17 protein-coding genes are annotated in these 21161 nt (G+C 67.6%); 11 read left to right on the forward strand and 6 right to left on the reverse strand.

The genetic code is table 11. The features are described from left to right. The first annotated feature begins 60 nt into the window (after positions 1 to 60). Genes dnaE through AAID08_RS08795 form a run of 7 tightly spaced genes read left to right on the forward strand, consistent with a single transcriptional unit; the run spans position 61 to position 9218 of the window. Entirely contained in the window at positions 61 to 3552 is a 3492-nt protein-coding gene (gene dnaE / locus AAID08_RS08765; protein ID WP_054501262.1) for a DNA polymerase III subunit alpha, read from the forward strand. Next, entirely contained in the window at positions 3552 to 4643 is a 1092-nt protein-coding gene (locus AAID08_RS08770) for a glycosyltransferase family 4 protein (RefSeq protein ID WP_054501261.1), read from the forward strand. Before dnaE ends, AAID08_RS08770 begins: the two co-directional genes overlap by 1 nt. Beyond that, on the forward strand, positions 4640 to 5488 hold the full coding sequence (locus AAID08_RS08775) for a polysaccharide deacetylase family protein (protein ID WP_064526546.1): 849 nt from the start codon (positions 4640 to 4642) through the stop codon (positions 5486 to 5488). Before AAID08_RS08770 ends, AAID08_RS08775 begins: the two co-directional genes overlap by 4 nt. Then, the gene (locus AAID08_RS08780; protein ID WP_054501259.1) at positions 5485 to 6240 is read left to right on the forward strand and encodes a glycosyltransferase family 2 protein; all 756 of its coding nucleotides are present in this window, start codon (positions 5485 to 5487) and stop codon (positions 6238 to 6240) included. Before AAID08_RS08775 ends, AAID08_RS08780 begins: the two co-directional genes overlap by 4 nt. After that, entirely contained in the window at positions 6237 to 7352 is a 1116-nt protein-coding gene (locus AAID08_RS08785) for a glycosyltransferase family 4 protein (RefSeq protein ID WP_054501258.1), read from the forward strand. Before AAID08_RS08780 ends, AAID08_RS08785 begins: the two co-directional genes overlap by 4 nt. A gap of 17 nt (positions 7353 to 7369) precedes the next feature. Then, positions 7370 to 8095, forward strand: a complete 726-nt coding sequence (locus AAID08_RS08790; RefSeq protein ID WP_116792804.1) for a polysaccharide deacetylase family protein — start codon at positions 7370 to 7372, stop codon at positions 8093 to 8095. Then, the gene (locus tag AAID08_RS08795) at positions 8070 to 9218 is read left to right on the forward strand and encodes a glycosyltransferase family 4 protein (RefSeq protein ID WP_372415765.1); all 1149 of its coding nucleotides are present in this window, start codon (positions 8070 to 8072) and stop codon (positions 9216 to 9218) included. Before AAID08_RS08790 ends, AAID08_RS08795 begins: the two co-directional genes overlap by 26 nt. Before the next feature lie 57 nt (positions 9219 to 9275). Here the strand turns inward: AAID08_RS08795 and AAID08_RS08800 are convergent, their stop codons facing one another. From AAID08_RS08800 to AAID08_RS08810, 3 genes are read right to left on the reverse strand one after another with little or no spacing between them, the layout of a single operon-like run. Beyond that, positions 9276 to 9548: a YkgJ family cysteine cluster protein gene (locus tag AAID08_RS08800; protein WP_054501255.1), complete on the reverse strand. Its 273-nt coding sequence runs from the start codon at positions 9546 to 9548 to the stop codon at positions 9276 to 9278. Between the two features lie 2 nt (positions 9549 to 9550). Beyond that, complete coding sequence (locus AAID08_RS08805) at positions 9551 to 10318, reverse strand: YdcF family protein (protein WP_054501254.1); 768 nt, start codon at positions 10316 to 10318, stop codon at positions 9551 to 9553. Between the two features lie 15 nt (positions 10319 to 10333). Beyond that, positions 10334 to 11305, reverse strand: a complete 972-nt coding sequence (locus AAID08_RS08810; RefSeq protein ID WP_395757532.1) for a glycosyltransferase family 9 protein — start codon at positions 11303 to 11305, stop codon at positions 10334 to 10336. A 108-nt stretch (positions 11306 to 11413) separates the two neighbouring features. On the opposite strand from AAID08_RS08810, the gene msbA reads away from it, so the two are divergent. From msbA to AAID08_RS08825, 3 genes are all read left to right on the forward strand, one after another. After that, complete coding sequence (gene msbA, locus AAID08_RS08815) at positions 11414 to 13189, forward strand: lipid A export permease/ATP-binding protein MsbA (protein WP_054501253.1); 1776 nt, start codon at positions 11414 to 11416, stop codon at positions 13187 to 13189. Positions 13190 to 13228: 39 nt separating this feature from the next. Then, positions 13229 to 15046, forward strand: coding sequence for a monovalent cation:proton antiporter-2 (CPA2) family protein (locus AAID08_RS08820; protein ID WP_064526532.1), 1818 nt, complete (start codon positions 13229 to 13231; stop codon positions 15044 to 15046). Between the two features lie 145 nt (positions 15047 to 15191). After that, a complete protein-coding gene (locus AAID08_RS08825) occupies positions 15192 to 15419 on the forward strand; it encodes a hypothetical protein (RefSeq protein WP_054501923.1) in 228 nt (75 codons plus the stop codon). 51 nt (positions 15420 to 15470) lie between these two features. Here AAID08_RS08825 and AAID08_RS08830 read toward each other — a convergent pair whose 3' ends face one another. Continuing rightward, positions 15471 to 16616, reverse strand: a complete 1146-nt coding sequence (locus AAID08_RS08830; protein ID WP_054501251.1) for a GGDEF domain-containing protein — start codon at positions 16614 to 16616, stop codon at positions 15471 to 15473. A gap of 126 nt (positions 16617 to 16742) precedes the next feature. Between AAID08_RS08830 and AAID08_RS08835 the strand changes: the two genes are divergently transcribed. Continuing rightward, a complete protein-coding gene (locus tag AAID08_RS08835; RefSeq protein WP_175144107.1) occupies positions 16743 to 18215 on the forward strand; it encodes a sensor domain-containing diguanylate cyclase in 1473 nt (490 codons plus the stop codon). An 85-nt stretch (positions 18216 to 18300) separates the two neighbouring features. Here the strand turns inward: AAID08_RS08835 and AAID08_RS08840 are convergent, their stop codons facing one another. Together AAID08_RS08840 and rng are read right to left on the reverse strand one after the other, a co-directional pair. Then, positions 18301 to 19002: a DUF3053 domain-containing protein gene (locus tag AAID08_RS08840; RefSeq protein WP_054501249.1), complete on the reverse strand. Its 702-nt coding sequence runs from the start codon at positions 19000 to 19002 to the stop codon at positions 18301 to 18303. Between the two features lie 296 nt (positions 19003 to 19298). Beyond that, on the reverse strand, positions 19299 to 20762 hold the full coding sequence (gene rng, locus AAID08_RS08845) for a ribonuclease G (protein WP_006393908.1): 1464 nt from the start codon (positions 20760 to 20762) through the stop codon (positions 19299 to 19301). Between the last annotated feature and the right edge of the window lie 399 nt (positions 20763 to 21161).

Genomic DNA, 21161 nt, shown 5'->3' on the forward strand with positions numbered 1-21161 from the left:
GCCCGGGGCGAATCGTCGCAGCGGCGGTTTTCGCTCTTGCGACTGGGTACAATTCCCGCTATGTCCGAAGCCGTAACAACCCCGTCCCCATTTGTTCACCTGCGTGTCCACTCCGAGTTCTCGGTGGTGGATGGCATCGTGCGCATCCCCGACCTCATCAAGCGCGTGGCCAAGCTGGGCCAGCCCGCGGTCGCCCTGACCGATCTGTCGAACCTGTTCGGCCTGATCAAGTTCTACAAGGGCGCGCGCGGCGCGGGCATCAAGCCCATCGCCGGCTGTGACGTCTGGCTGAGCAACGACGAAGATCCCGCCAAGCCGTTCCGCGTGCTGCTGCTGGTGCGCAACCACCAGGGCTACCTGAACCTGTGCGAACTGCTGTCGCGCGCGTTCCTGACCAACCAGGGCAAGGGCCGCGCCGAAATCCGCCGCGAATGGCTGCAGGGCCAGGACGGCCTGATCGTGCTGTCGGGCGGCCGCGGCGGCGACGTCGGCCAGGCGCTGGACGCCGGCAACGCGGTGTCGGCGCTGGCGCTGGCGCGCCAGTGGGCGCACATGTTCCCGGGCAGCTACTACATCGAGCTGCAGCGCGTCGGCATGGACGGCGACGAAGCCTACACCCAGGCCGCCATGCGCCTGGCGGCCGAGGCCGGCCTGCCGGTGGTGGCCACGCACCCGGTGCAGTTCCTGGACGAATACGAATTCCAGGCGCACGAAGCCCGCGTCTGCATCGCCGAAGGCGAGATCCTGGCCAATCCGCGCCGCGTGCGCCGCTTTACCAAAGAGCAGTATCTGCTCAGTTCCGAGGAAATGGCGCGCCGCTTCGCCGACGTGCCCTCGGCGCTGGCCAATACGGTCGAGATCGCCAAGCGCTGCAACCTCAGCCTGGTGCTGGGCAAGCCGCGCCTGCCGAATTTCCCCACGCCCGACGGCGTGTCGCTGGACGACTACCTGGTGCAACTGTCCGAAGAGGGCCTGGAAAAGCGCATGGCCTTCCTGTTCCCGGACGAGGCCGAGCGCGCGTCCAAGCGCGAGCAATACTACGAACGCCTGCGCTGGGAATGCAAGACCATCATCCAGATGGGCTTCCCGGGCTACTTCCTGATCGTGCAGGACTTCATCAACTGGGGCAAGAACAACGGCGTGCCGGTCGGCCCGGGCCGGGGTTCGGGCGCCGGTTCGCTGGTGGCGTACGCGCTCGGCATCACCGACCTGGACCCGATCCGCTATGACTTGCTGTTCGAGCGCTTCCTGAACCCCGAGCGGGTCTCGATGCCCGACTTCGATATCGACTTCTGCCAGGACAACCGCGAACGCGTCATCGACTACGTCAAGGAAAAGTACGGCCGCGCCGCCGTGAGCCAGATCGCCACCTTCGGCACGCTGGGCGCCAAGGCCGTGGTGCGCGATGCCGGCCGGGTGCTGGATATGCCCTACATGTTCTGCGACGGCCTGTCCAAGCTGATCCCGTTCAACCCGATGGATCCGTGGACGCTCGAACGCACCCTGAAGGACGAGCCGGCCTTCAAGGACCGCTACGAGCAGGAAGAGGAAGTGCGTGCGCTGGTCGACCTGGCCAAGCCGCTCGAAGGCCTGACCCGCAACATCGGCATGCACGCCGGCGGCGTGCTGATTGCGCCCGGCAAGCTCACCGACTTCTGCCCGCTGTATTGCCAGCCGGGACAGGAAAACAGCGCCGTCTCGCAGTTCGACAAGGACGACGTCGAAGCCGCCGGCCTGGTCAAGTTCGACTTCCTGGGCCTGCGCAACCTGACCATCCTGGACTGGGCCGTGCGCTACGTGCGCCAGTTCAACGAGGACAAGCGCGACTTCGACGTCATGGCGCTCAGCCTCGACGATCCGGCCGCCTACAAGATCCTGTGCGACGCCAACACCACCGCGGTGTTCCAGCTTGAATCGCGCGGCATGAAGGAACTGCTCAAGAAGCTGCGGCCCAACACCTTCGAAGACATCATCGCCATGCTGGCCCTGTACCGTCCGGGGCCGCTGGAATCGGGCATGGTGGACGACTTCGTCAACCGCAAGCACGGCCGCGCGGCCGTCGACTATTTCCACCCGGATCTGGAAGCGACCCTCAAGAGCACCTACGGGGTCATCGTCTACCAGGAACAGGTGATGCTGATCTCGCAGATCATCGGCGGCTACTCGCTGGGCGGCGCCGACCTGCTGCGCCGCGCCATGGGCAAGAAAAAGCCCGAGGAAATGGCCAAGCACCGCGAGCTGTTCGAGAAGGGCGCCAAGGAAAAGGGCCACGATCCGGATCTCGCGGTCAAGCTGTTCGACCTGATGGAGAAGTTCGCGGGCTACGGCTTCAACAAGTCGCACTCGGCCGCGTACGCGCTGATCTCGTACCAGACCGCTTGGCTCAAGGCCTACCACCCGACCGAGTTCCTGGCCGCTACCATGTCCTCCGACATGGACGACACCGACAAGGTCCAGATCTTCTGCCGCGACGCCCAGGACAACGGCGTCGAGGTGCTGCCGCCGGACGTCAACTTCTCGGGCTACCGCTTCGAGCCGGTGGCCGACAAGTACACCGAAAAGGGCAAGCCGCCGCGCACCATGCGCTACGGCCTGGGGGCGGTCAAGGGCACCGGCCAGGGCGCGGTCGAGGACATCCTGCGCGCCCGCAAGGAAGGCGGCCCGTTCCAGAACCTGTTCGACTTCTGCCGCCGCGTCAGCAAGCACGCGGTGAACCGCCGCACCATCGAGGCCCTGATCAAGGCCGGCGCGTTCGACACCATCGAGCCGAACCGCGCCGCCATGCTGGCCTCGGTCCCGACCGCCATGGAAGCGGCCGAGCAGGCCGCGCGCAGCGCCAACCAGTCCTCGCTGTTCGGCGACGACAGCAGCGACGTGGTGGCCGGCGAGCTGGCCAAGGTGGCGCCGTGGGACCTGCACAAGAAGCTCACCGAGGAAAAATCGGCGCTGGGCTATTACTACAGCGGCCATCTGTTCGACGCCTGGCGCGACGAAGTGCGCCAGATCGTGCCGATGCAGCTCGCGCGGGTCGAGCCGCAGCGCGACCTGCAATGGATGTGCGGGGTGCTGGCCAGCGTGCGCGTCATGATGACGCGCCGGGGCAAGATGGTGTTCGCGGTGCTGGACGACGGCACCGCGCAGGTCGAGATCTCGGTTTTCAACGAACTCTACGAAAAGCACCGCAACCGCCTGCGCGAAGACCAACTGGTCATCGTCCAGGGCAAGGTCAGCAACGATGACTATTCGGGCGGCATGCGCATCGTCGCCGAGCAACTGTACGACCTGCAACTGGCGCGCGAGGCGCGCGCCAAGTCGCTGCGCGTCAAGCTCAATGGCGGCGCCGACGCCGCGCGCCTGCGCCAGATGCTCAACCCGTTCCGCGCCGAGCCCGAGAACGGCATCCCCGGCGTGCCGGTGGACATCGTCTACACCAAGAACAATTTCCTCTGCACGGTGCGGCTGGGCGAGGAATGGCGCGTGCGCATGGCCGACACGCTGCTCGAGAACCTGAACGCCTGGACCAAGCCGAACGGCGTGGAGGTCACGTACTGATGCGCATCGTCCACTCGGAAGCCGCCACCAGTTTCGGCGGCCAGGAAGGCCGCATCTTCAAGGAGATGAACGCCATGCGCGCGCGTGGCCATCACCTGGAAGCCATCTGCCAGCCGACCGCGCTACTGGCCGAGCGCCTGTCGGACGCCGGCTTCACCGTCCACACGCTGGAGATGGACGGGCCGGTCAACTACCTGAAGGGCGTCGCCGCCATCCGCCGCATCCTGCGCGAAGGGCGCTTCGACGTGCTCAACACCCACAGCCGGCGCGACACCGTGATCGCCGCGGCGGCCGGCCGCCTGGCGGGCACGCCGCTGATCGTGCGCACCCGCCACCTGTCCAACAAGGTCGGCTCGCTCTGGTCGTACACGCGCCTGCCGCATCGCGTCACCACCGTCAGCGACCACGTGCGCGAGCACCTGATCGAACGCGGCGTGCCGGCCGATCGCGTCGCCACGGTCTATTCGCCGATCGTGCTGCCGCCGCCGGTCGAGCATTCGACCCTGCGCGAGGAACTCGGGCTGGCGCCGGACGATCTGGTGGTCGGCTGTGTCGCCGTGATGCGCGCCACCAAGGGCCACAAGGACCTGATCGACGCCATCGCGCCGCTGATGGCGACCCGGCCCAAGCTGCACCTGGTGTTCGTGGGCGGCGGCTCGCCAGTGTTCGAGCAGACCCAGGCCTACGTGGCCGAACGCGGCCTGGCCGATCGCATCCACCTGATGGGCACGCGCCGCGACGTGCCCAATCTGCTGGCCGGCTGCGACCTGTTCGCGCTGGCGACCCAGCAGGAGGCCTCCGGCACCGTCTACGTCGAAGCCCAGGCCAGCGGCCTGCCGGTCATCGGCACCGACGTCGGCGGCGTGTCCGAGATGTTCCGCGACGGCGAAACCGGCATCCTGGTGCCGCCCAAGGACCCGGCCGCGCTCACCGCCGCGCTCGAAAGACTGATCGACGACGCCGCCTTGCGCCAGCGCATGGGCGAGGCCGGCCGCAAGATGGTCTGGGAAGAGGGCGTGTTCTCGCCCGCCCGCCTGGCCGAGACCACCGAGGCCGTCTACACCCGCTGGCTGGCGGAGCGGCGCCGATGAATGCGCCCAACGTCCCGGTGCTGATGTACCACCACGTCACGCCGGCCGGCGGCATGATCAACGCCATGCCCGACGTGTTCGAGGCCCAGATCGCGCGCCTGGCGCGCGCCGGCTACCAGTCGCTGTCGGCCGACCAGTTCGCCGCCTACCTGGCCGGCGCGCCGGCGCCCGAGCGCTCGGTGCTGATCACCTTCGACGACGGCTATCTCAACAACTGGGTCCACGCCCATCCGGTGCTGGCGCGCCATGGCATGCGCGCCGTGCTGTTCACCATCACCGGCTGGATCGGCGACGGCCCGGTGCGTCCGCATGCCGGCCAGGGTCTGCCGCTGCCCGCCACGCCCGACCACGACGCCAGCAAGAAGCTGATCGCCGACGGCCGCGCCGACGACGTCATGCTGCGCTGGAGCGAAATCGAGGCGATGCGGGCCGCCGGCACCTTCGAATTCCATTCGCATACCCACACCCACACGCGCTGGGACAAGGTCTGCGGCGCCGATACCGAGGCCAAGCGTGCCCACATCGTCCAGGAGCTGGCCGATTCGCGCGAGACGCTGATGCGCCGCTTGGGGCAGGTCAGCGACCACCTCTGCTGGCCGCAGGGCTATTTCGACGCCGACTACGTGGCGGCCGCCCGCCAGGCGGGCTTCCGCCACCTGTACACCACCGACCCGTTCGGGCAGAACACGCCCGGCGCCGATCCCGGGCACATCTACCGCTTCGCGGTGCGCAACCAGGGCGGCACCTGGCTGAACCGGCGCATCTGGCTGTCGCGCGACCCCTTCTGGGGGCCGCGCTATCACGCCTGGAAAGCCTGGAAAAAGCGTCTTAGGAATCGCGGATGAAGTTATCAGTCATTGTCATCACCAAGAACGAAGCGGCCAACATTGCCGATTGCCTCAAGTCGGTTGCCTTCGCCGACGAGTTCATCGTGGTGGATTCCGGCAGCACCGACGGCACGGTCGAACTGGCGCGCGCCCTGGGGGCGCGCGTCGAAGTGACGGCCGACTGGCCCGGGTTCGGCCGGCAGAAGAACCGCGCGCTCGACCTGGCCACCGGCGACTGGGTGCTGTCGATCGACGCCGACGAGCGCGTCACGCCCGAGCTGGCCCGTGAGATCCTGGACACCATCGCCGCGCCGCGCGGCGAGGTCTACGAGATCGCCCGCCTGTCGAATTTCTGCGGCCGCGACATTCGCCACAGCGGCTGGTGGCCCGATTACGTGCTGCGTCTGTTCAAGCGCGGCACGGCGCGATTCAACGACGTGGCGGTGCACGAACGGGTCGTGCCGTCCAACGGCCAGCCGCCGCTGCGGCTCGCCGGCCACTTCCGGCATTACCCGTACGACAACCTGGATGCGCTGATCACCAAGATCAACCGCTACTCGTCCGACGCCGCCGCGATGATGTACGCCAAGGGCCGCCGCACCTCCGTGTTCGGCGCGCTCGGCCACAGCTTCTGGACCTTCGTGCGCATCTATCTGATCCGGCGCGGTTTTCTCGATGGCCGCCATGGCCTGGTGCTGGCGGTGACCGCCGCCGCAGGCAGCTTCTTCCGCTATTCGAAGCTGATGTTCCTGGCCGAGAAGAACAAGTGAGAATCCTCTACACCAACTTCCACGCCAACAACGGCGGCGGGCACGTCACCTATATCATCAACCTGGCGCGCGCCCTGGCCGCCGAGCACCAGATCACGGTCGCCGCGCCCGCCACCAGCCGCCTGTACCGCTACGCCAAGGCGATCCCGGGCGTGACCGTGGTGGAAATGCGCTACACCACGCGCCCCTCGTCCTGGTTCAGGGACCGCGCGCGGCTGCGCCGCCTCATCCGGGACGGCCGCTTCGACATCATCCACGCCAACGGCTCGGCCGACCACAAGCAGGTGATGCTGGCGACGCTGGCCATGCCGCGTCGCCCGCGCATCGTCTTCACCAAGCACAACGACCATCCGGTCGCCAGCTTCGGCCACAAGCTGCGCGTGGCGCTGGCCACCGATCACAGCATCGCGGTCAGCGACTACATCCATCGGCTGCTGGCCGATTCGCCCTATAGCAAGCGGCCCATCACCACCATCCGCCACGGCATCGACACGCGCTTTTTCGCGCCGCCGCCGCCGGACAGCCTGGACAAGCTGCGCGAGATATTCTTCGGACCGGACTGGCGCGGCAAACTGCTGCTCGGCAGCGCCGGCGGCACCGACTACGACAAGGGCTGGCTGGATCTGGTGGCCGCCGTGGCGGCGCTGCCGCCGGGCGACCGCGAGCGCGTGCTGCTGCTGGTGGCCGGCGACCCGCCGTCCGAGGCCAAGCTCGACCGGGTGCGCGAGCTCGGCATGATCGACCAGGTGCGCTTCCCTGGGCTGCTGGACGACGTGCGGGCGGCGCTGGCCTCTTGCCATGCCGGCTTCGTGTTGTCGTACCGCGAGGCGCTGTCTTTCGCCTGCCGCGAGATCATGGGCCTGGGCCTGCCGGCGCTGGTGACCGACGCCGGCGGCCTGCCCGAGAACGTGACCGACGGCGTCGACGGCTGGATCGTGCCGGTGCGCGACGTGGCCGCCATGACCGCGCGCCTGCGCCTCATGCTGGATGACCCCGCGCAGGTGCGGGCGATGGGACAGAACGCCCGCCAGACCGCCGAGCGCGACTTCAACCTGGCGCGTTTCGCGCAAGCCACGGTCGACGTCTACCAACGAACATTGGGTGGACACTGAGCCTCTATAATCGTGCCATGTCTATCCCAATTCTCATGTACCACCAGATCGGCGAGCCCAACCCCAAGGGCACGCCGTTTCGCGGCCTGACGGTGCACCCGGATGATTTCGCGCGTCAGATGCGCTGGATGCGTTTCCTGGGCTATCGCGGCCTGTCGATGCGCGACGTCATGCCGTACGTGCGCGGCGAGCGCCGCGGCAAGGTGTTCGGCCTGACCTTCGACGACGGCTACCGCAATGTGGTCCAGAACGCGATGCCGGTGCTCGACAGGCTGGGCTTCACCGCCACCAACTATCTGGTGGCCAACCAGTTCGACGGCGGCAACGTCTGGGACGCCAAGATCGGCATCCCCTTCTCGCCGCTGATGACGGTCGACGAAATGCGCCAATGGGCCGCATCCGGCCACGAGGTCGGCTCGCACACCCTGGACCACGTCCATCTGCCCGAAATGACGCCCGACGAGGCGCGCCGCCAGATGGTCGAGTCCAAGGACGTGCTCGAGCAGGCGCTGGGCGCGCCCGTCACCGCCTTCTGCTATCCCTATGGCGACCATGGCCCGGAACACCTGGTCATGGCGCGCGAAGCGGGCTACGACAACGCCACGCTGACCAAGCGCGGCCTGGCCAACGCCAGCGATGACCCCTTCGGCCTGCCGCGGGTGACGGTGTCGCGTTCGACCGGCATCTTCCGTTTCCTGCAGAAATGCCTGACGCGCTATGAAGACATCCGCGGGCGCGGCTGAGCGGCGGCTGCGCATCGCACTGCTGGTCGACCGCTTCGGCAACCGTTTCGGCGGCGCCGAGGCCTACGGCGTCGAGCTGATGCGCGTGCTGGGCGAGCGCCACGATATTTCCGTGGTGGCGCGCGACTACGACAGCGACCTGTCGTTCCCCTTCCTGCCCGTGCGCTTCCCCGGATGGCTGCCCAGTTGGATGCGGGTGCTGTATTTCGCCTGGAAGGCCGATCGCCTGACCCGGGGCCGCTACGACATCGTGCACTCGCACATGAATGGCTGGGCCGGCGAAATCCAGGTGATGCACGTCACCCCGGTGCGCTACAACCGCCTGACCCGGGTCAAGCCGGTCAAGCGCGCGCTGGCCTGGCTCAGCCCGCGGCTGGCCACCTACCTGCTGCTGGAGAAATTCCGTGTGCGCCGCGCGCCCGCGCGGCGGGTGGTGGCGGTGTCCGGCCTGATCATGGACCAGTTGCACCGCAGCTACGGTCCGCAACTGCCGGTCGAGATCATCGCGCCCGGCGTCAAGCTGCCGGCGCCCGAGGCCGCCGCGGCCCGCCCCGCCACCCGCGCCCAGCTCGGCTGGGACGACGCCACCATCGGCTGCCTGCTGGTGGCCCGCAATCCGCTGCGCAAAGGGCTGCCCGCGCTGCTCGACGCCCTCGCGCTGCTGCCGGCGCCGTACCGCCTGCTGGTAGTGGGCGCCGACGAGGCCACCCGCGAGCGCGTGCGGGCGGCCGGCGCGGTGGCCAGCCGCGTCACGTTGGTGGATCCCACGCCCGAGGTCGCCCGCTATTTCGCCGCGGCCGATATCTACGCCCATCCCACGCTCAACGACAGCTACGCCATGGCGCCGCTGGAAGCCATGTCGCACGGCCTGCCGGTGGTGGTCAGTTCGCCGGCCTATTGCGGCTTCGCGCAATACCTGTCGGCCGGCAAGGACGCGCTGATCCTGCAGGATCCGCGCGATGGAGCACAACTGGCGCAGGCCCTGCAACGCCTGGGCGACGAGCCCGAGCTGCGCGCGGCGCTGTCCGAGCGCGGCCTGGCGATCGCCCGCGACCAGAGCTGGGAAACCGTGGCGGCCCGCTACGAAGACCTGTACCAGGCAGTGCTGTCCGAGCGCGCCTGACGCCGGTCGCCAGGCGCGCCAGAAACGACAACGGGACCGCGAGGTCCCGTTGTGCATTCAGTGCGCCGGTGCCGTGGCCCGTTCCAGCTCGCCCAGCCAGCGCACGGCATATTCCCGATCCGGCCCGCACATCTCGGCCTGGGCCTGCAGTCCGCCGCAGAAGTCCGGCCGTGACGGCAGGCCGAATATCGCGCAGCGCATGTCCGGCAGCAACTGGATACAGGGCACGCCGGCCGGCTTGCCATCCGGCATTCCCGGAATCGGTCGGGTGATCGACGGCGCGATGCAACAGGCGCCGCATCCCGGCCGGCACGCCAGGGCCGTCGCCATGCTCAAACCCACCCGCGCAGCCAGTACACGAACAGGCCCGCGTATTCCTTGATGATCGAACGGCTGGCGTCGAAAGTGCGCTGGTCGGGCAACCAGGGGTTGAGCGACCCGTCGGCCGGCGCCACGATCTGCGGCGGCGCGGGGGCGGCGATGGCGACCACGCCCTGCTTGGAGAAGGCCGCCATGGCGCGCGGCATGTGCAGCGCGGAGGTCACCAGCAGCACCTTGCCGATGCCGCGGGTCTTGAGCTGGTCTTCGGTCAGGGCCGCGTTCTCGTAGGTGGTGCGGCTGGCGTTTTCCAGGATCAGGGCCGATTCCGGGACGCCCTGCTGGCGGATGGCATGGGCCATGCCGCGGGCCTCGCTGACATCGCCTTCCAGGGCGCCGCCGGACAGCACCACCTTGGGGGCGCGGCCGGCCAGGTACAACTGCGCCGCGGTGTCCACGCGCACCACCGCGGTGTCCTTGTCGTAAGGCAGGAACCAGTTGGCGCGACCATTGGCGGTATTGCCGCCCAGCACCACGATCGCGTCCGCCGTGGGCGATTCGGTCGGCTTCAGGTGCGGATAGCGGCTTTCCAGCGCGCCGCCCAGCCACAGCGAGGTGGCCGGCAGCGACCAGGCCAGCGCCCACAGCAGGCCGGCGACGATCAGGGCGCCGCCGGTCTTGCGCAGCCGGAACAGGCCCAGCACCAGGCCGACCACCACCAGGGTCAGGCACAGGTTGTAGGGAATGATCAGATTCGTGAGGTAGCTGGACATGATGGTCATTTCAAAACTAAGCGTTTACTGCGCGCCGTCCAGTAACTGGCCGGCCTGATGTTCCACCTCCTCGATGGACGGCCAGGCCGTTTCCGAACCGACGCATACCGCGCGGGGCGACCACGGACCGGTGCGGCCGGGGCGGGTGACGCCAAACAGCGTCAACTCGCGTGCGCCCGCCGCGGCGGCCACGTGCGAGACGCCGGAGTCGTTGCAAATCACCAACGCCGCGCGTGCCGTCAGCGCGGCGAACGCGCCCAGCGGCAGCGCAGGCAGCAACTGCGCCGTCGGCGCATTGCGCCGGGCTTCCTCGGCTTCCGCCGGAGGGGGGCACATTACCACGGTATGGCCTCGGGCTTGCAACGCGCGGGTAAGTGTATCGAATCCCGGCCACACCTTGACCCTGCCTTTGTGCAGCCCGGTCGCGGTGGGCGCGATCAGGACGAAGCGCTGGCCGGCCAGGCCGGCCGCTTCCAGGGCCAGGCTGGCGGTCTGGTGATGGGCCGGCGTCAGCGGCAGGTCCAGCGTCGGGCCGGGCTCGGCAGGGCCGGTCGGCAGCCCCCAGCGGGCCAGCGCCTCGCGGGTCAGATGGTGCCAGGACTGCACCGCGTGCAGCCCGCCGTCCGGCTTGGCCACCGGCCAGCGCAACAGAAAGCTGCGGCCGTCGTCGCGATAGCCCGCCGATGGCACTCCCGCCAGCCGGAACACCAGCGCGCTGGACAGCGAATCCGGCAACAACAGGCCGCGGGCGCGCCGGCCCTCGGCGCCCAGGGCGCGGCGATGGGCGCTGATTGTGGCTCTATCCGGCCCCATTTTTCCCAGCATTGGCAGGAACTCCCGTTTGTCGATCCCGTCCAACAGGTCCCGCGCCCAGGGGCGGGCACAGATCACCAGGGGCAGGCCGGCGGCCTGCAAGGCCCGCAGGCTGGGCAGGCTCATGCAGACATCGCCCACCCAATTGGGCAGGCGGACGTAGAGGCAACTGATTTCGGACATGGACAGGCGCACCGCGCGATAGGAACTGAAAGGGGGACGCCCGGCCCCGCGCGGCAACGCGTAGCCAGTACAATCCGGGGCACAATTGTATAAAAGCGAGTGATTCCATTGAATTCTGCCGCACGCAACACGCCCGCGGGCTCCCAGCCCGTCAGAGCCGAACTCTGGAGCCGTATCTATAGCCGGGTTGGTTCCTACTGGAAGGGGCTGGTGCTGGCGACCCTGCTGATGGCCGGCGCCGCCGCCACGCAGCCCACGCTGGCCGTCATTATGAAGCCCCTGCTGGACGACGGCTTCTCGGGCGCCAAACCCTACTACGTCTGGGCACTGCCGCTGGCGGTGGTGGGCCTGATCTTCCTGCGCGGGGTCTGTAACTTCTTCAGCGATTACCTGCTGGCCTGGGTGGCCAACAACGTCCTGCTGGGCATGCGGCGCGACATGTTCGAACGCCTGCTGGGCCTGCCGGACGCCGATTTCAAGCGCGGCGACACCGGCCGCCTGCTGAACCGCTTCACCATCGACGCGGGCAACGTCACCGGCTACGCCACCGACGTCATCACGGTGCTGGTGCGAGAAACCCTGGTGGTCATCGCCCTGATCTGCGTGCTGCTGTACACCTCGTGGGTGCTGACCCTGATCATCCTGATCATGCTGCCCGTCTCGGTGCTGATCGCGCGCACCTTCATCAAGCGCCTGCGCCGCATCAACCGCGACACCGTCAACATGAACGCCGAACTGACCCGCGTGGTCAGCGAGGGCATCGACGGCCAGCGCGTCATCAAGCTGTTCGACGGCTACGAGGTCGAACGCGGCCGCTTCGATTTCGTCAGCGGCCGCCTGCGCCGCTTCGCCATGCGCACCGCCACCGCCGACGCCGCCCTGACGCCCCTGACGCAGGTGTGCATCTCGATCTCGGTGGGCGCGGTCATCGCCGTCGCCCTGGGCCAGGCCAACAACGGCTCGCTCACGGTCGGCAGCTTCGCCTCCTTCATGGCCGCGCTGGCGCAGATCTTCGACCCCATCAAGCGCCTGACCAACCTGGCCGCCCGCATGCAGAAGATGCTGGTGTCGGCCGAAAGCGTGTTCACCCTGATCGACCAGGTGCCCGAAAGCGACACCGGCACGCGCGAGCTGCCCGAACCCGTGCGCGGCAAGGTCGAATTCCGCAACGTCACCCATCGCTTTTCCGACGCCGACCGCGACACCGTCAATGACGTGTCGTTCGTGGTCGAACCCGGCCAGACCGTGGCGCTGGTGGGACGCTCCGGCAGCGGCAAGACCACGCTGGTCAACATGCTGCCGCGCTTCGTGCTGGCCGACAGCGGCGCCATCTACGTCGACGACGTGCCGATCAACGACCTGAAGCTGCGCAGCCTGCGTTCGCACCTGTCGCTGGTCAGCCAGGACGTGGTGCTGTTCGACGACACCATCGCCGCCAACGTCGGCTACGGCGCCCTGGGCGAGGCCAGCGAACAGCAGGTGCGCGACGCGCTCGCCGCCGCCAACCTGCTGGACTTCGTCGAAGGCCTGCCGCAGGGCATCAACACCCCCGTTGGCGAAAACGCCGCACGCCTGTCCGGCGGCCAGCGCCAGCGCCTGGCGATCGCCCGCGCCCTGATCAAGAACGCGCCCATCCTCATCCTCGACGAAGCCACCTCGGCGCTCGATAACGAGTCCGAACGCCAGGTGCAGGCTTCGCTCGAACGCCTGATGAAGGGCCGCACCACGCTGGTCATCGCGCACCGCCTGTCGACCGTGCAGAACGCCGACCGCATCATCGTGCTGGACGCCGGCAAGATCGTCGAACAGGGCCCGCATGCCGAGCTGCTGGCCGCCGACGGCCTGTACGCCTCGCTCTACAACATGCAGTTCCGCGAAGACTGATCGCGCGCGGCGCCGCGCCAGGCCACCCAGGAGCCGCCCATGTCCCTGCCCGCAGAAGGCAACCAGCTCGTCAACGTCGTCGTTCTGCTGGGGGCGGCGGTCATCGCGGTGCCCCTGTTCAAGCGCCTGGGGCTCGGCTCGGTCCTCGGCTACCTGGCCGCCGGCCTGGCCATCGGTCCGTTCGGCATCGGCTGGTTCTCCGATCCCCGTTCCATCCTGCACGTGGCCGAACTGGGCGTGGTGATGTTCCTCTTCATCATCGGCCTGGAGATGCAGCCGTCGCGGCTGTGGAAGCTGCGCGGCGAAATCTTTGGCCTGGGCGTGGCCCAGGTGGTGGCCTGCGGCGCATTGCTGACCGCGGTCGGCCTGGCCGCCGGCCTGTCAGGCCCGGCGGCCTTCATGGCGGCAATGGGCTTCGTGCTGTCGTCCACCGCCATCGTCATGCAGATCCTGGCCGAGCGCGACGAGACCGCCAGCGCCCAGGGCCAGCGCATCGTTTCCATCCTGTTGCTCGAAGACCTGGCCATCGTGCCGCTGCTGGCCCTGGTGGCGCTGCTGGCGCCGGCCGGCGCCAGCGAGCATGGCGATCCCTGGCTGCAGTCGGCCATCGCCCTCGGTTGCGTGCTGGCGCTGCTGGCGGCGGGGCGCTGGCTGCTCAATCCGCTGTTCCGGCTGCTGGCCGCCGCGCATGCGCGCGAAGTCATGACGGCCGCGGCCCTGCTGGTGGTGCTGGGGGCGGCGCTGTTGATGGAATTCGGCGGCCTGTCGATGGCCATGGGCGCATTCCTGGCCGGCGTGCTGCTGTCCGAATCCACCTTCCGCCACCAGCTCGAAGCCGAGGTCGAACCCTTCCGCGGCATCCTGCTGGGCCTGTTCTTCCTGGGCGTGGGCATGTCGCTGGACCTGGCCGCCGTGGCGCGCGAATGGCAGTTGATCCTGGCCGGCGTGGTGGTGTTCATGGCGGTCAAGTCGGTGGGCGTCTACCTGATCGCCCGCCTGTTGCGCGCCAGCCACGCCGAGGCGCTGACCCGCGCGGCCCTTCTGGCACAGGGCGGCGAATTCGCCTTCGTGCTGTATGGCGCCGCCGCGGCCGCAGGCATCTTCGACGCGCACCTGGCGGCCGTGCTGATCGCGGTGGTCATCATTTCCATGGCGCTGACGCCGCTGTGCGTGCTGGCGCTGCGCTGGCTGCTGCCCAAGCCGGCGCCGTCGATGGAGGGAGTGGATGTCGCCCAGGACCTGGACGGCTGCGCGCTGATCGTCGGTTTCGGCCGCTTCGGCCAGATCGTGACGCAGGCGATGCTGGCGCGCGACATCAAGGTATCGATCCTGGATACCGACACCGATGCTATCCGCGCCGCCGCCAAGTGGGGCGTCAAGGTCTATTACGGGGACGGAACTCGCATCGACATGCTGCGCACCGCAGGCGCCGAAACCGCCAAGGTCATCCTGATCTGCATCGACAATCCGCAATCGGTCAATCACATGGTCAAGCTGATCAAGGCCGAATTCCCGCTGGTGCAACTGGTGGTGCGGGCCTATGACCGCATCCATTCCCTGGCGCTGGCCAGGGAGGGGGTCGATTACCAGGTCCGCGAGACGCTGGAATCCGCCCTGGTGTTCGGCGAAGCGGCGCTACGCGTCATCGGCGTGCCTGCGGACGAAGCCGCCGAGGTCCTGGCGGACGTGCGCAAGCGCGACACCGACCGGTTCGCGCTGGAAGTGGCGGGGGGGCTGTTCGCCGGCCGCTCGCTGCTGTACGGCAACATGACCGGCCCGGCGGACGGCCGCAACGACCAGCCCGACCGGGAAACCGTGGCGCCGGCCGGGCACGCCGAACCTGGCGCGCCGGCATGACCCGCGTATGACAGGTCTTTTGGATGATGTATTACAGCGTCTTTTCATTACTTTACGCTTCATTTCACGCGCAAGCCGCGGCGGCTGAGGTAGATTGATCTCCATCGGCGCTTCACTCCCGAAGCGCCTCTGCCAGGGGCCAGCCATGCTGCAATCCGATCGGATTTCCACGACCCCGCACGCTGTCGGGCTTGAGCTTGCGCGGCGGCAAGCCATGACCCTGCGCTGCGGATTTTCCGCCGGCGCGATGCGCCAATTAGTCCAGTCGACGCGTGGGGCCGGCCCGGCGTGGGCCATCAACGCCCACCGCGAAACCGACAAGGCGCGTGGCGCCAAGGCCTTTCCTTTCCGGATCGCCGCCACGGCATCCTGAACGCTGGCGCGGGCGCGTGGCCGTGGGGGCGCGCGCCCGGCTCGCCGGTCGTCAGAGCTGCGCCATCGCCGCCCGGCTTTTACCGGCCGACTTGGCCAGGTACAACGCCTGGTCCGCGGCGTGCAGCACCGCGGCCGTGTCGGCGCCGTGGCGCGGGATCAGCGCGATGCCGATGCTGCCGCCGATGTACACCGGCATGGCCTGCTGCAGGTCATACGGCTGCCTGACGCTGTCGATGATCCGTTCGGAAAACCGCCGGATGTCCTGGTTGCCGTCCAGCCCCATCAACAGCACGAATTCGTCGCCGCCGATGCGGCCGGCCTCGGCGTCCGGCGGCTTGAGCGCCTGCAGGCGCTCGGACACCTGCCGGAGCAGCATGTCGCCGACGCCATGGCCATAGGTATCGTTGACCGACTTGAAGCCGTCCAGGTCGAGGTACAACACCGCGAACTCTGCCTTGTCCTGGCTCGCCCGGCCCACCGCCTGGTCCAGCGCGCGCAGCAGGCCGTAGCGGTTCAGCAGCCCGGTCAGCGAATCCTGCCGCGCCTGGCGTTCGTTTTCGCGTTCTGCCAGCATGGTCGACACCAGCATGCCGTTGAGCCGGTACGAGGCCATCGACATCGAGGTCATGTAGAGCGGCACCTGCACCAGCACCAGCCAGAAAATCGGCTCCCGGGTAAACAGGGCCGCCAGTGCGCAGGGGCCCACGCTCAGCGCCACCATCGCCGCCGACAGCCGCGGCGCGCCGAAATTGCGCACGCAGATGCCTCCGACCATCGAGGCCGCCGACAGACAGGCCAGCGTCGCCGCGATCCAGTCGCCGCTGGTCAGGCTGATGAAGGTGCCGTAGCCCACGCTGGCGGCCCACAAGAGCGCCAGCACTACATACAGGTCGGTCGGGGTAGGCCGGCGGGCCAGCGCGGCGCGCCGCGCCGATACCAGCACCAGGATGCGGCTGGCGCAGATCAGCGCCTCCATCGCCAGCCACAGCAGGAATGGCGGCTCGGGTCGCCGCAGCGTAATCAGCGCTGCCACCAGCAGGGTATTGATGATGCCGCCAAAGAAGATCGGCAGGGATCCGAACAGGCCTCCCACCAGCGCTACGCGGATTTCCGGCGGCACGTTGCGGCCGGGGTCGACCAGCCACCGCGTGAACCGCAGGGTGGGTACGCTGTAAATCCTGTCCTGGGTGTTCATAGGTTCGTCGAATGGGAACGGCGGGCGCGGCGCTGTCGGCGCCATCTTGCCTGCCCGCATGGCCTTGCGGCATTATGACCGCTAAAAATGCCACGACCCCTACCGCGATAGCGAAGGAGCGCCGTATTGAAGTCCCATGGGTTATTGCACCGAACTCTGTATGCCCTGGCGGGGCTGATCGCGGTCGGCATCTGTGCCGCGGCGGTGGCGCTGCTCTGGATGGACCGGCGCACGACCTGGAACCAGGCCTATGTCTCCGCTGGCAATCTCACCGAAGTGCTGGCCGCCGACATCGGCCGCACCATCCGCGTCTACGATCTGTCGCTGCAGGGCGTCATCGAGCGCCTGAATGAACCCGATATCGAGTCTCTGCCGCGCGGCACGCTGCACCGCTTCCTGTTCGACCGCGCCGCGAGCGCCGAATACCTGGGCACCATCCTCATTCTCGATCGCGACGGCAACGTCCGCTACGACTCGCAAAGCACCGAGCCCGTCACGCTGAACTTCGCCGACCGCGATTTCTTCCAGGTCCATCGGGATCACCCCGATGCGGGCATGTATGTCGGCCGCCCCTACCTCAGCCGCCTGCGCGGCGGCGATGAAAGCATCGGCATCAGCCGGCGGCTGTCCAATCCGGACGGCAGTTTCGCCGGTGTCGTCACCGGTTCGTTGCGGCTGGCCTATTTCCGCGACCGCTTCGCGGGGCTGTCGATCGGCCCGCGCGACGCCATCACCATCTTCCGCAACGATGGCGCCGTCCTCGCCCGCACGCCGTATTCGTCGGCCGACCTGGGCGCCGATATCGGTCAGGAACTGGATTTCCAACAGTTCCTCATTCGTCGCGAGGGCGTCTTCGTCGGCGTGCTGGCGCCCGACGGCGTCGACCGCCTCTATACCTTCGAGAGCGTGCCCGGCACGCCGCTGGTGATCGACGTGGCGATGGCGGTCGACGAAGTCCTCGAACCCTGGGTGCGGCGCGCCATGCTGATCATCCCCATCACGCTGGCGCTGTTCGCCTCGGTGATGGCGCAGATCGTGCTGTACCGGCGCGAGACCCGCCTGCGCCAGGAGGCCGAGAGCCGGCTCGAAAAGGAGGCCCAGACCGATGGCCTGACCGGTATCGCCAACCGCCGCACCTTCGACGAGGCGCTGGCGCGCGAATGGTCCAGCGCCATGCGCGATGGCCAGCCGCTGTCGCTGCTGTTCCTGGATGCCGACCATTTCAAGCGCTACAACGACCGCTACGGTCATCAGGAAGGCGACGAGCTGCTCAAGATGCTGGCGCTCACGGTGCGCGGCAAGGCTAGGCGACCGCGCGACCTGGCGGCGCGCTATGGCGGCGAGGAGTTCGTCGCCTTGCTGCCCGACACGACCAGCGAGCGCGCCCGGGTCATCGCCGAGAACATCCGCCAGGCCGTGGCCGGCCTGGGGGCGCCGCATGAAGACAACGAGGGCGGCATCGTCACCGTCAGCATCGGCGTGGCCACGTTGCGGCCGCAGCCGGGCGACGATGCCGCCGCGCTGGTGGAGGCGGCCGATGCTGCCGTCTACCGCGCCAAGGAGGCCGGCCGCAACCGGGTCATGATGGCGGACGCATGACGGTCTCGCGACGCCACCGATTGGCCGCGGCAAAAAAAAGACGACCCCTTTCGAGGTCGTCCCGGCAAGACTGGGGCGTTGGTGATCAGCCGCCCAGCATCACCGCCTGCAGGCGTGTCTGCGCCTGTTGCACCTTCTGCGCCTGGGCGGTCAGGTCCTGCAGCAGCTTGTTCAGCTCGGCCAGCACCGTCGGATCCTGCACCTTCGGCATCGGGCCCGACAGGTCGATCTGCGCCTTGTGCGCTTCCACGTATTCGGCCAGTTTCAGGCTGCTGTCCAACGTGCCGCTGATCTGCGGCAGCACTTCGCGGAACGTCTCGGCCGGCACCGTGACGGTCTTGGCGTAGGCCTTGTCGTAGACCGCCTTCAGGTCATCGGGCTGCTTGAGCTGCGCGCGGGCGGCATCCGCCTTGGCCTGTTCCTTGGCCAGGGCCTCGCTCATGTCCTTGAGCGCGGTCTGGACGGTCTTGATGTCGTCGCGGCGCGCGATGACGTCGTTCAGCGAGCGCACGGCGCCTTTCTGCATCAGGTTGCCCATCGGCTTGACGGATGCATCCATGGCGGCATTGAAGTCGGTGATCACGGCGTACTGCGCGGCGTAGTCGCCGAACGACTTCTTCTCTTCCTCCGTCAGCTTCGGCACCCGCACCCCCGGCTTGTCGACGATGCGCGTCTGCAGGAACTGCGTGAACGCGGCGCGCTGTTCGGGTTCTTTGCTGCCGCAGGCGGCCAGCACCAGCGGCAAGGCCAGGGCCAGCAGCAGGAACGGACGGAATAGGGTTTTCATTACGTGATTCTCCGGAAAACATGGGAAATGGCAGGGCCCCTCAACCCCGGGGCCTGCCAGCCGGTGGCGAGCTTATCGGGTCGCCCTTCCGGTCGCCACCGGTTTCAAACTTCATTGCAATCGAATCGCCGCGATACAAACTTCACACATATTGACGTGAAAGTTTGCGCCGTAGCTGGTATGTGGCGAGTGGGCAGGCGGAGCGGGCCGCGCACAAAGAAGAAAAGCCGCTATCGCGGCTTTCCGGCATCAAGGATATTGCGTCACGGGCCCGCAGGCCGGCAAGGCGTCGAGCCTCAAACTAGGATGATGTCGTATTTTTCCTGGGAATAGGTGCTCTCGACTTCCAGCGACACCCGCTTGCCCACGAAGTCACCCAGCATTGCCAGGTGCTGGCTTTCCTCTTCGAGGAACAGATCCACCACGTCCTGCGACGCCAGGATGCGGAATTCCTTGGGGTTGAACTGGCGCGCTTCGCGCAGGATCTCGCGCAGGATTTCGTAGCACACCGTGCGCGGCGTGCGCACGTTGCCGCGCGACTCGCACATGGGGCAGGGCTCGCACAACTGGTGCGCGAGCGAGTCGCGGGTGCGCTTGCGCGTCATCTCCACCAGGCCCAGTTGCGTGAAGCCGTTGACCGTCATCCGGGTGCGGTCGCGCGCCAACGCCTTCTTCAGTTCCGCCAATACGGTCTCGCGATGCTCCTGTTCCTCCATGTCGATGAAGTCCAGGATCACGATCCCGCCCAGGTTGCGCAGCCGCAGTTGGCGCGCGATGGCCTGGGCCGCTTCAAGGTTGGTCTTGAAGATGGTGTCGTCGAAATTGCGTCCGCCGACGAAGCCGCCGGTGTTGACGTCGACCGTGGTCAGCGCCTCGGTCTGGTCGATGATCAGGTAGCCGCCCGACTTCAGGTCCACGCGGCGCGATAGCGCTCTCGCGATCTCCTCGTCGACATTGGCGGTATCGAACAGGGGGCGCTCGCCGCTGTAATGCTGGATGCGATCAACCACGGACGGCGTATAGATGCGCGCCCACTCGAGCATCGCGGCCGTCGTGGTGCGGGAATCGACCAGGATGCTGCCGGTTGACGGCCCCACCATGTCGCGCAGCACCCGCTGCGCCAGCGTCAGGTCCTGGTGCAGCAGCGCCGGCGCCGGCTGGGTGCGGGCAGCGGCCTGCACGCTGGTCCACAGCTTGCGCAGGTATTCCAGGTCGGCGGCCAGTTCCTCATCATTGGCGCCCTCGGCCTGGGTGCGCACGATGAAGCCGCCTTTCTCCTCGCTGGGCATCAGCGCCTGCAGCCGCTCGCGCAACTGCGTGCGCTCGGACTCCGAGTCGATCTTTTGCGAAATTCCGATATGCGGATCATGCGGCAGGTAGACCAGCATGCGGCCCGCCATGCTGATCTGGGTCGATAGCCGCGCGCCCTTGGTGCCCAGGGGGTCCTTGACCACCTGGACCATGATGGTCTGCCCCTCGAACAGCAGTTTTTCGATCGGCGTGGGCGTCAGGCCCTGGCTGCGTTCGCCCCGGTTTTCGCGCAGATCGGCGATATGGATGAAGGCGGCGCGCTCCAGGCCGATGTCGATAAAGGCGCTCTGCATGCCCGGCAGCACCCGGACCACCCGTCCCAGATAGATATTGCCGACGTGGCCGCGCTGGATGCTGCGTTCCACGTGCAGCTCCTGCACCGATCCCTGCTCGACCAGCGCAACGCGAGTCTCGAAGGGCGTGACGTTGATCAGGATATCTTCGCTCAACGCGATGGTTGGGGGCATGGGGGCATCTTCTCCAGGTAAGGACTGTGCGGCGCAAGGCGAATAGTAAACGTACGGGTGCGCCTGGCAAGCAACGCAATAGCCTACAGGCAAGACGACCTATCTATATATAGACATGCGCCGCCGCGTGGATATTGGCGATCGCGCCGTGGGACAGGCGAGCACAACACTATCTATATAGAGAGACGCGGCATTGGGCAAGTGCGTGGGCGGGGGAGGGGCGGGCGGAGAGCAGGCAGAGGGCAGGCAAGGGGCTCTCTCGTATCGGGCGGTCTGCAAATTCAGCAGGCTTTTTGCGTCCGGCGTGTGACAGCCCAAATTTCTGTGCTATAGTCTCGCTCCTTCGCAGTTCACGCAGTTTTGTGAGCCGCGAAGCCAGGC

This window comes from Achromobacter sp. EB05 (assembly GCF_044232075.1).
GTDB classification, from domain to species: Bacteria; Pseudomonadota; Gammaproteobacteria; order Burkholderiales; family Burkholderiaceae_B; genus Achromobacter; species Achromobacter dolens.

Bases quoted from the DNA above. Each gene is read 5' to 3' on its own strand.
- AAID08_RS08805 (WP_054501254.1), bottom strand. From the start codon at position 10,318: ATGACCATCATGTCCAGCTACCTCACGAATCTGATCATTCCCTACAAC.
- AAID08_RS08795 (WP_372415765.1), top strand. From the start codon at position 8,070: ATGAAGACATCCGCGGGCGCGGCTGAGCGGCGGCTGCGCATCGCACTG.
- AAID08_RS08830 (WP_054501251.1), bottom strand. From the start codon at position 16,616: ATGAACACCCAGGACAGGATTTACAGCGTACCCACCCTGCGGTTCACG.
- AAID08_RS08810 (WP_395757532.1), bottom strand. From the start codon at position 11,305: ATGTCCGAAATCAGTTGCCTCTACGTCCGCCTGCCCAATTGGGTGGGC.
- dnaE (WP_054501262.1), top strand. From the start codon at position 61: ATGTCCGAAGCCGTAACAACCCCGTCCCCATTTGTTCACCTGCGTGTC.
- AAID08_RS08820 (WP_064526532.1), top strand. From the start codon at position 13,229: ATGTCCCTGCCCGCAGAAGGCAACCAGCTCGTCAACGTCGTCGTTCTG.
- AAID08_RS08840 (WP_054501249.1), bottom strand. From the start codon at position 19,002: ATGAAAACCCTATTCCGTCCGTTCCTGCTGCTGGCCCTGGCCTTGCCG.
- AAID08_RS08780 (WP_054501259.1), top strand. From the start codon at position 5,485: ATGAAGTTATCAGTCATTGTCATCACCAAGAACGAAGCGGCCAACATT.
- AAID08_RS08775 (WP_064526546.1), top strand. From the start codon at position 4,640: ATGAATGCGCCCAACGTCCCGGTGCTGATGTACCACCACGTCACGCCG.
- AAID08_RS08790 (WP_116792804.1), top strand. From the start codon at position 7,370: ATGTCTATCCCAATTCTCATGTACCACCAGATCGGCGAGCCCAACCCC.
- AAID08_RS08770 (WP_054501261.1), top strand. From the start codon at position 3,552: ATGCGCATCGTCCACTCGGAAGCCGCCACCAGTTTCGGCGGCCAGGAA.
- AAID08_RS08800 (WP_054501255.1), bottom strand. From the start codon at position 9,548: ATGGCGACGGCCCTGGCGTGCCGGCCGGGATGCGGCGCCTGTTGCATC.
- AAID08_RS08825 (WP_054501923.1), top strand. From the start codon at position 15,192: ATGCTGCAATCCGATCGGATTTCCACGACCCCGCACGCTGTCGGGCTT.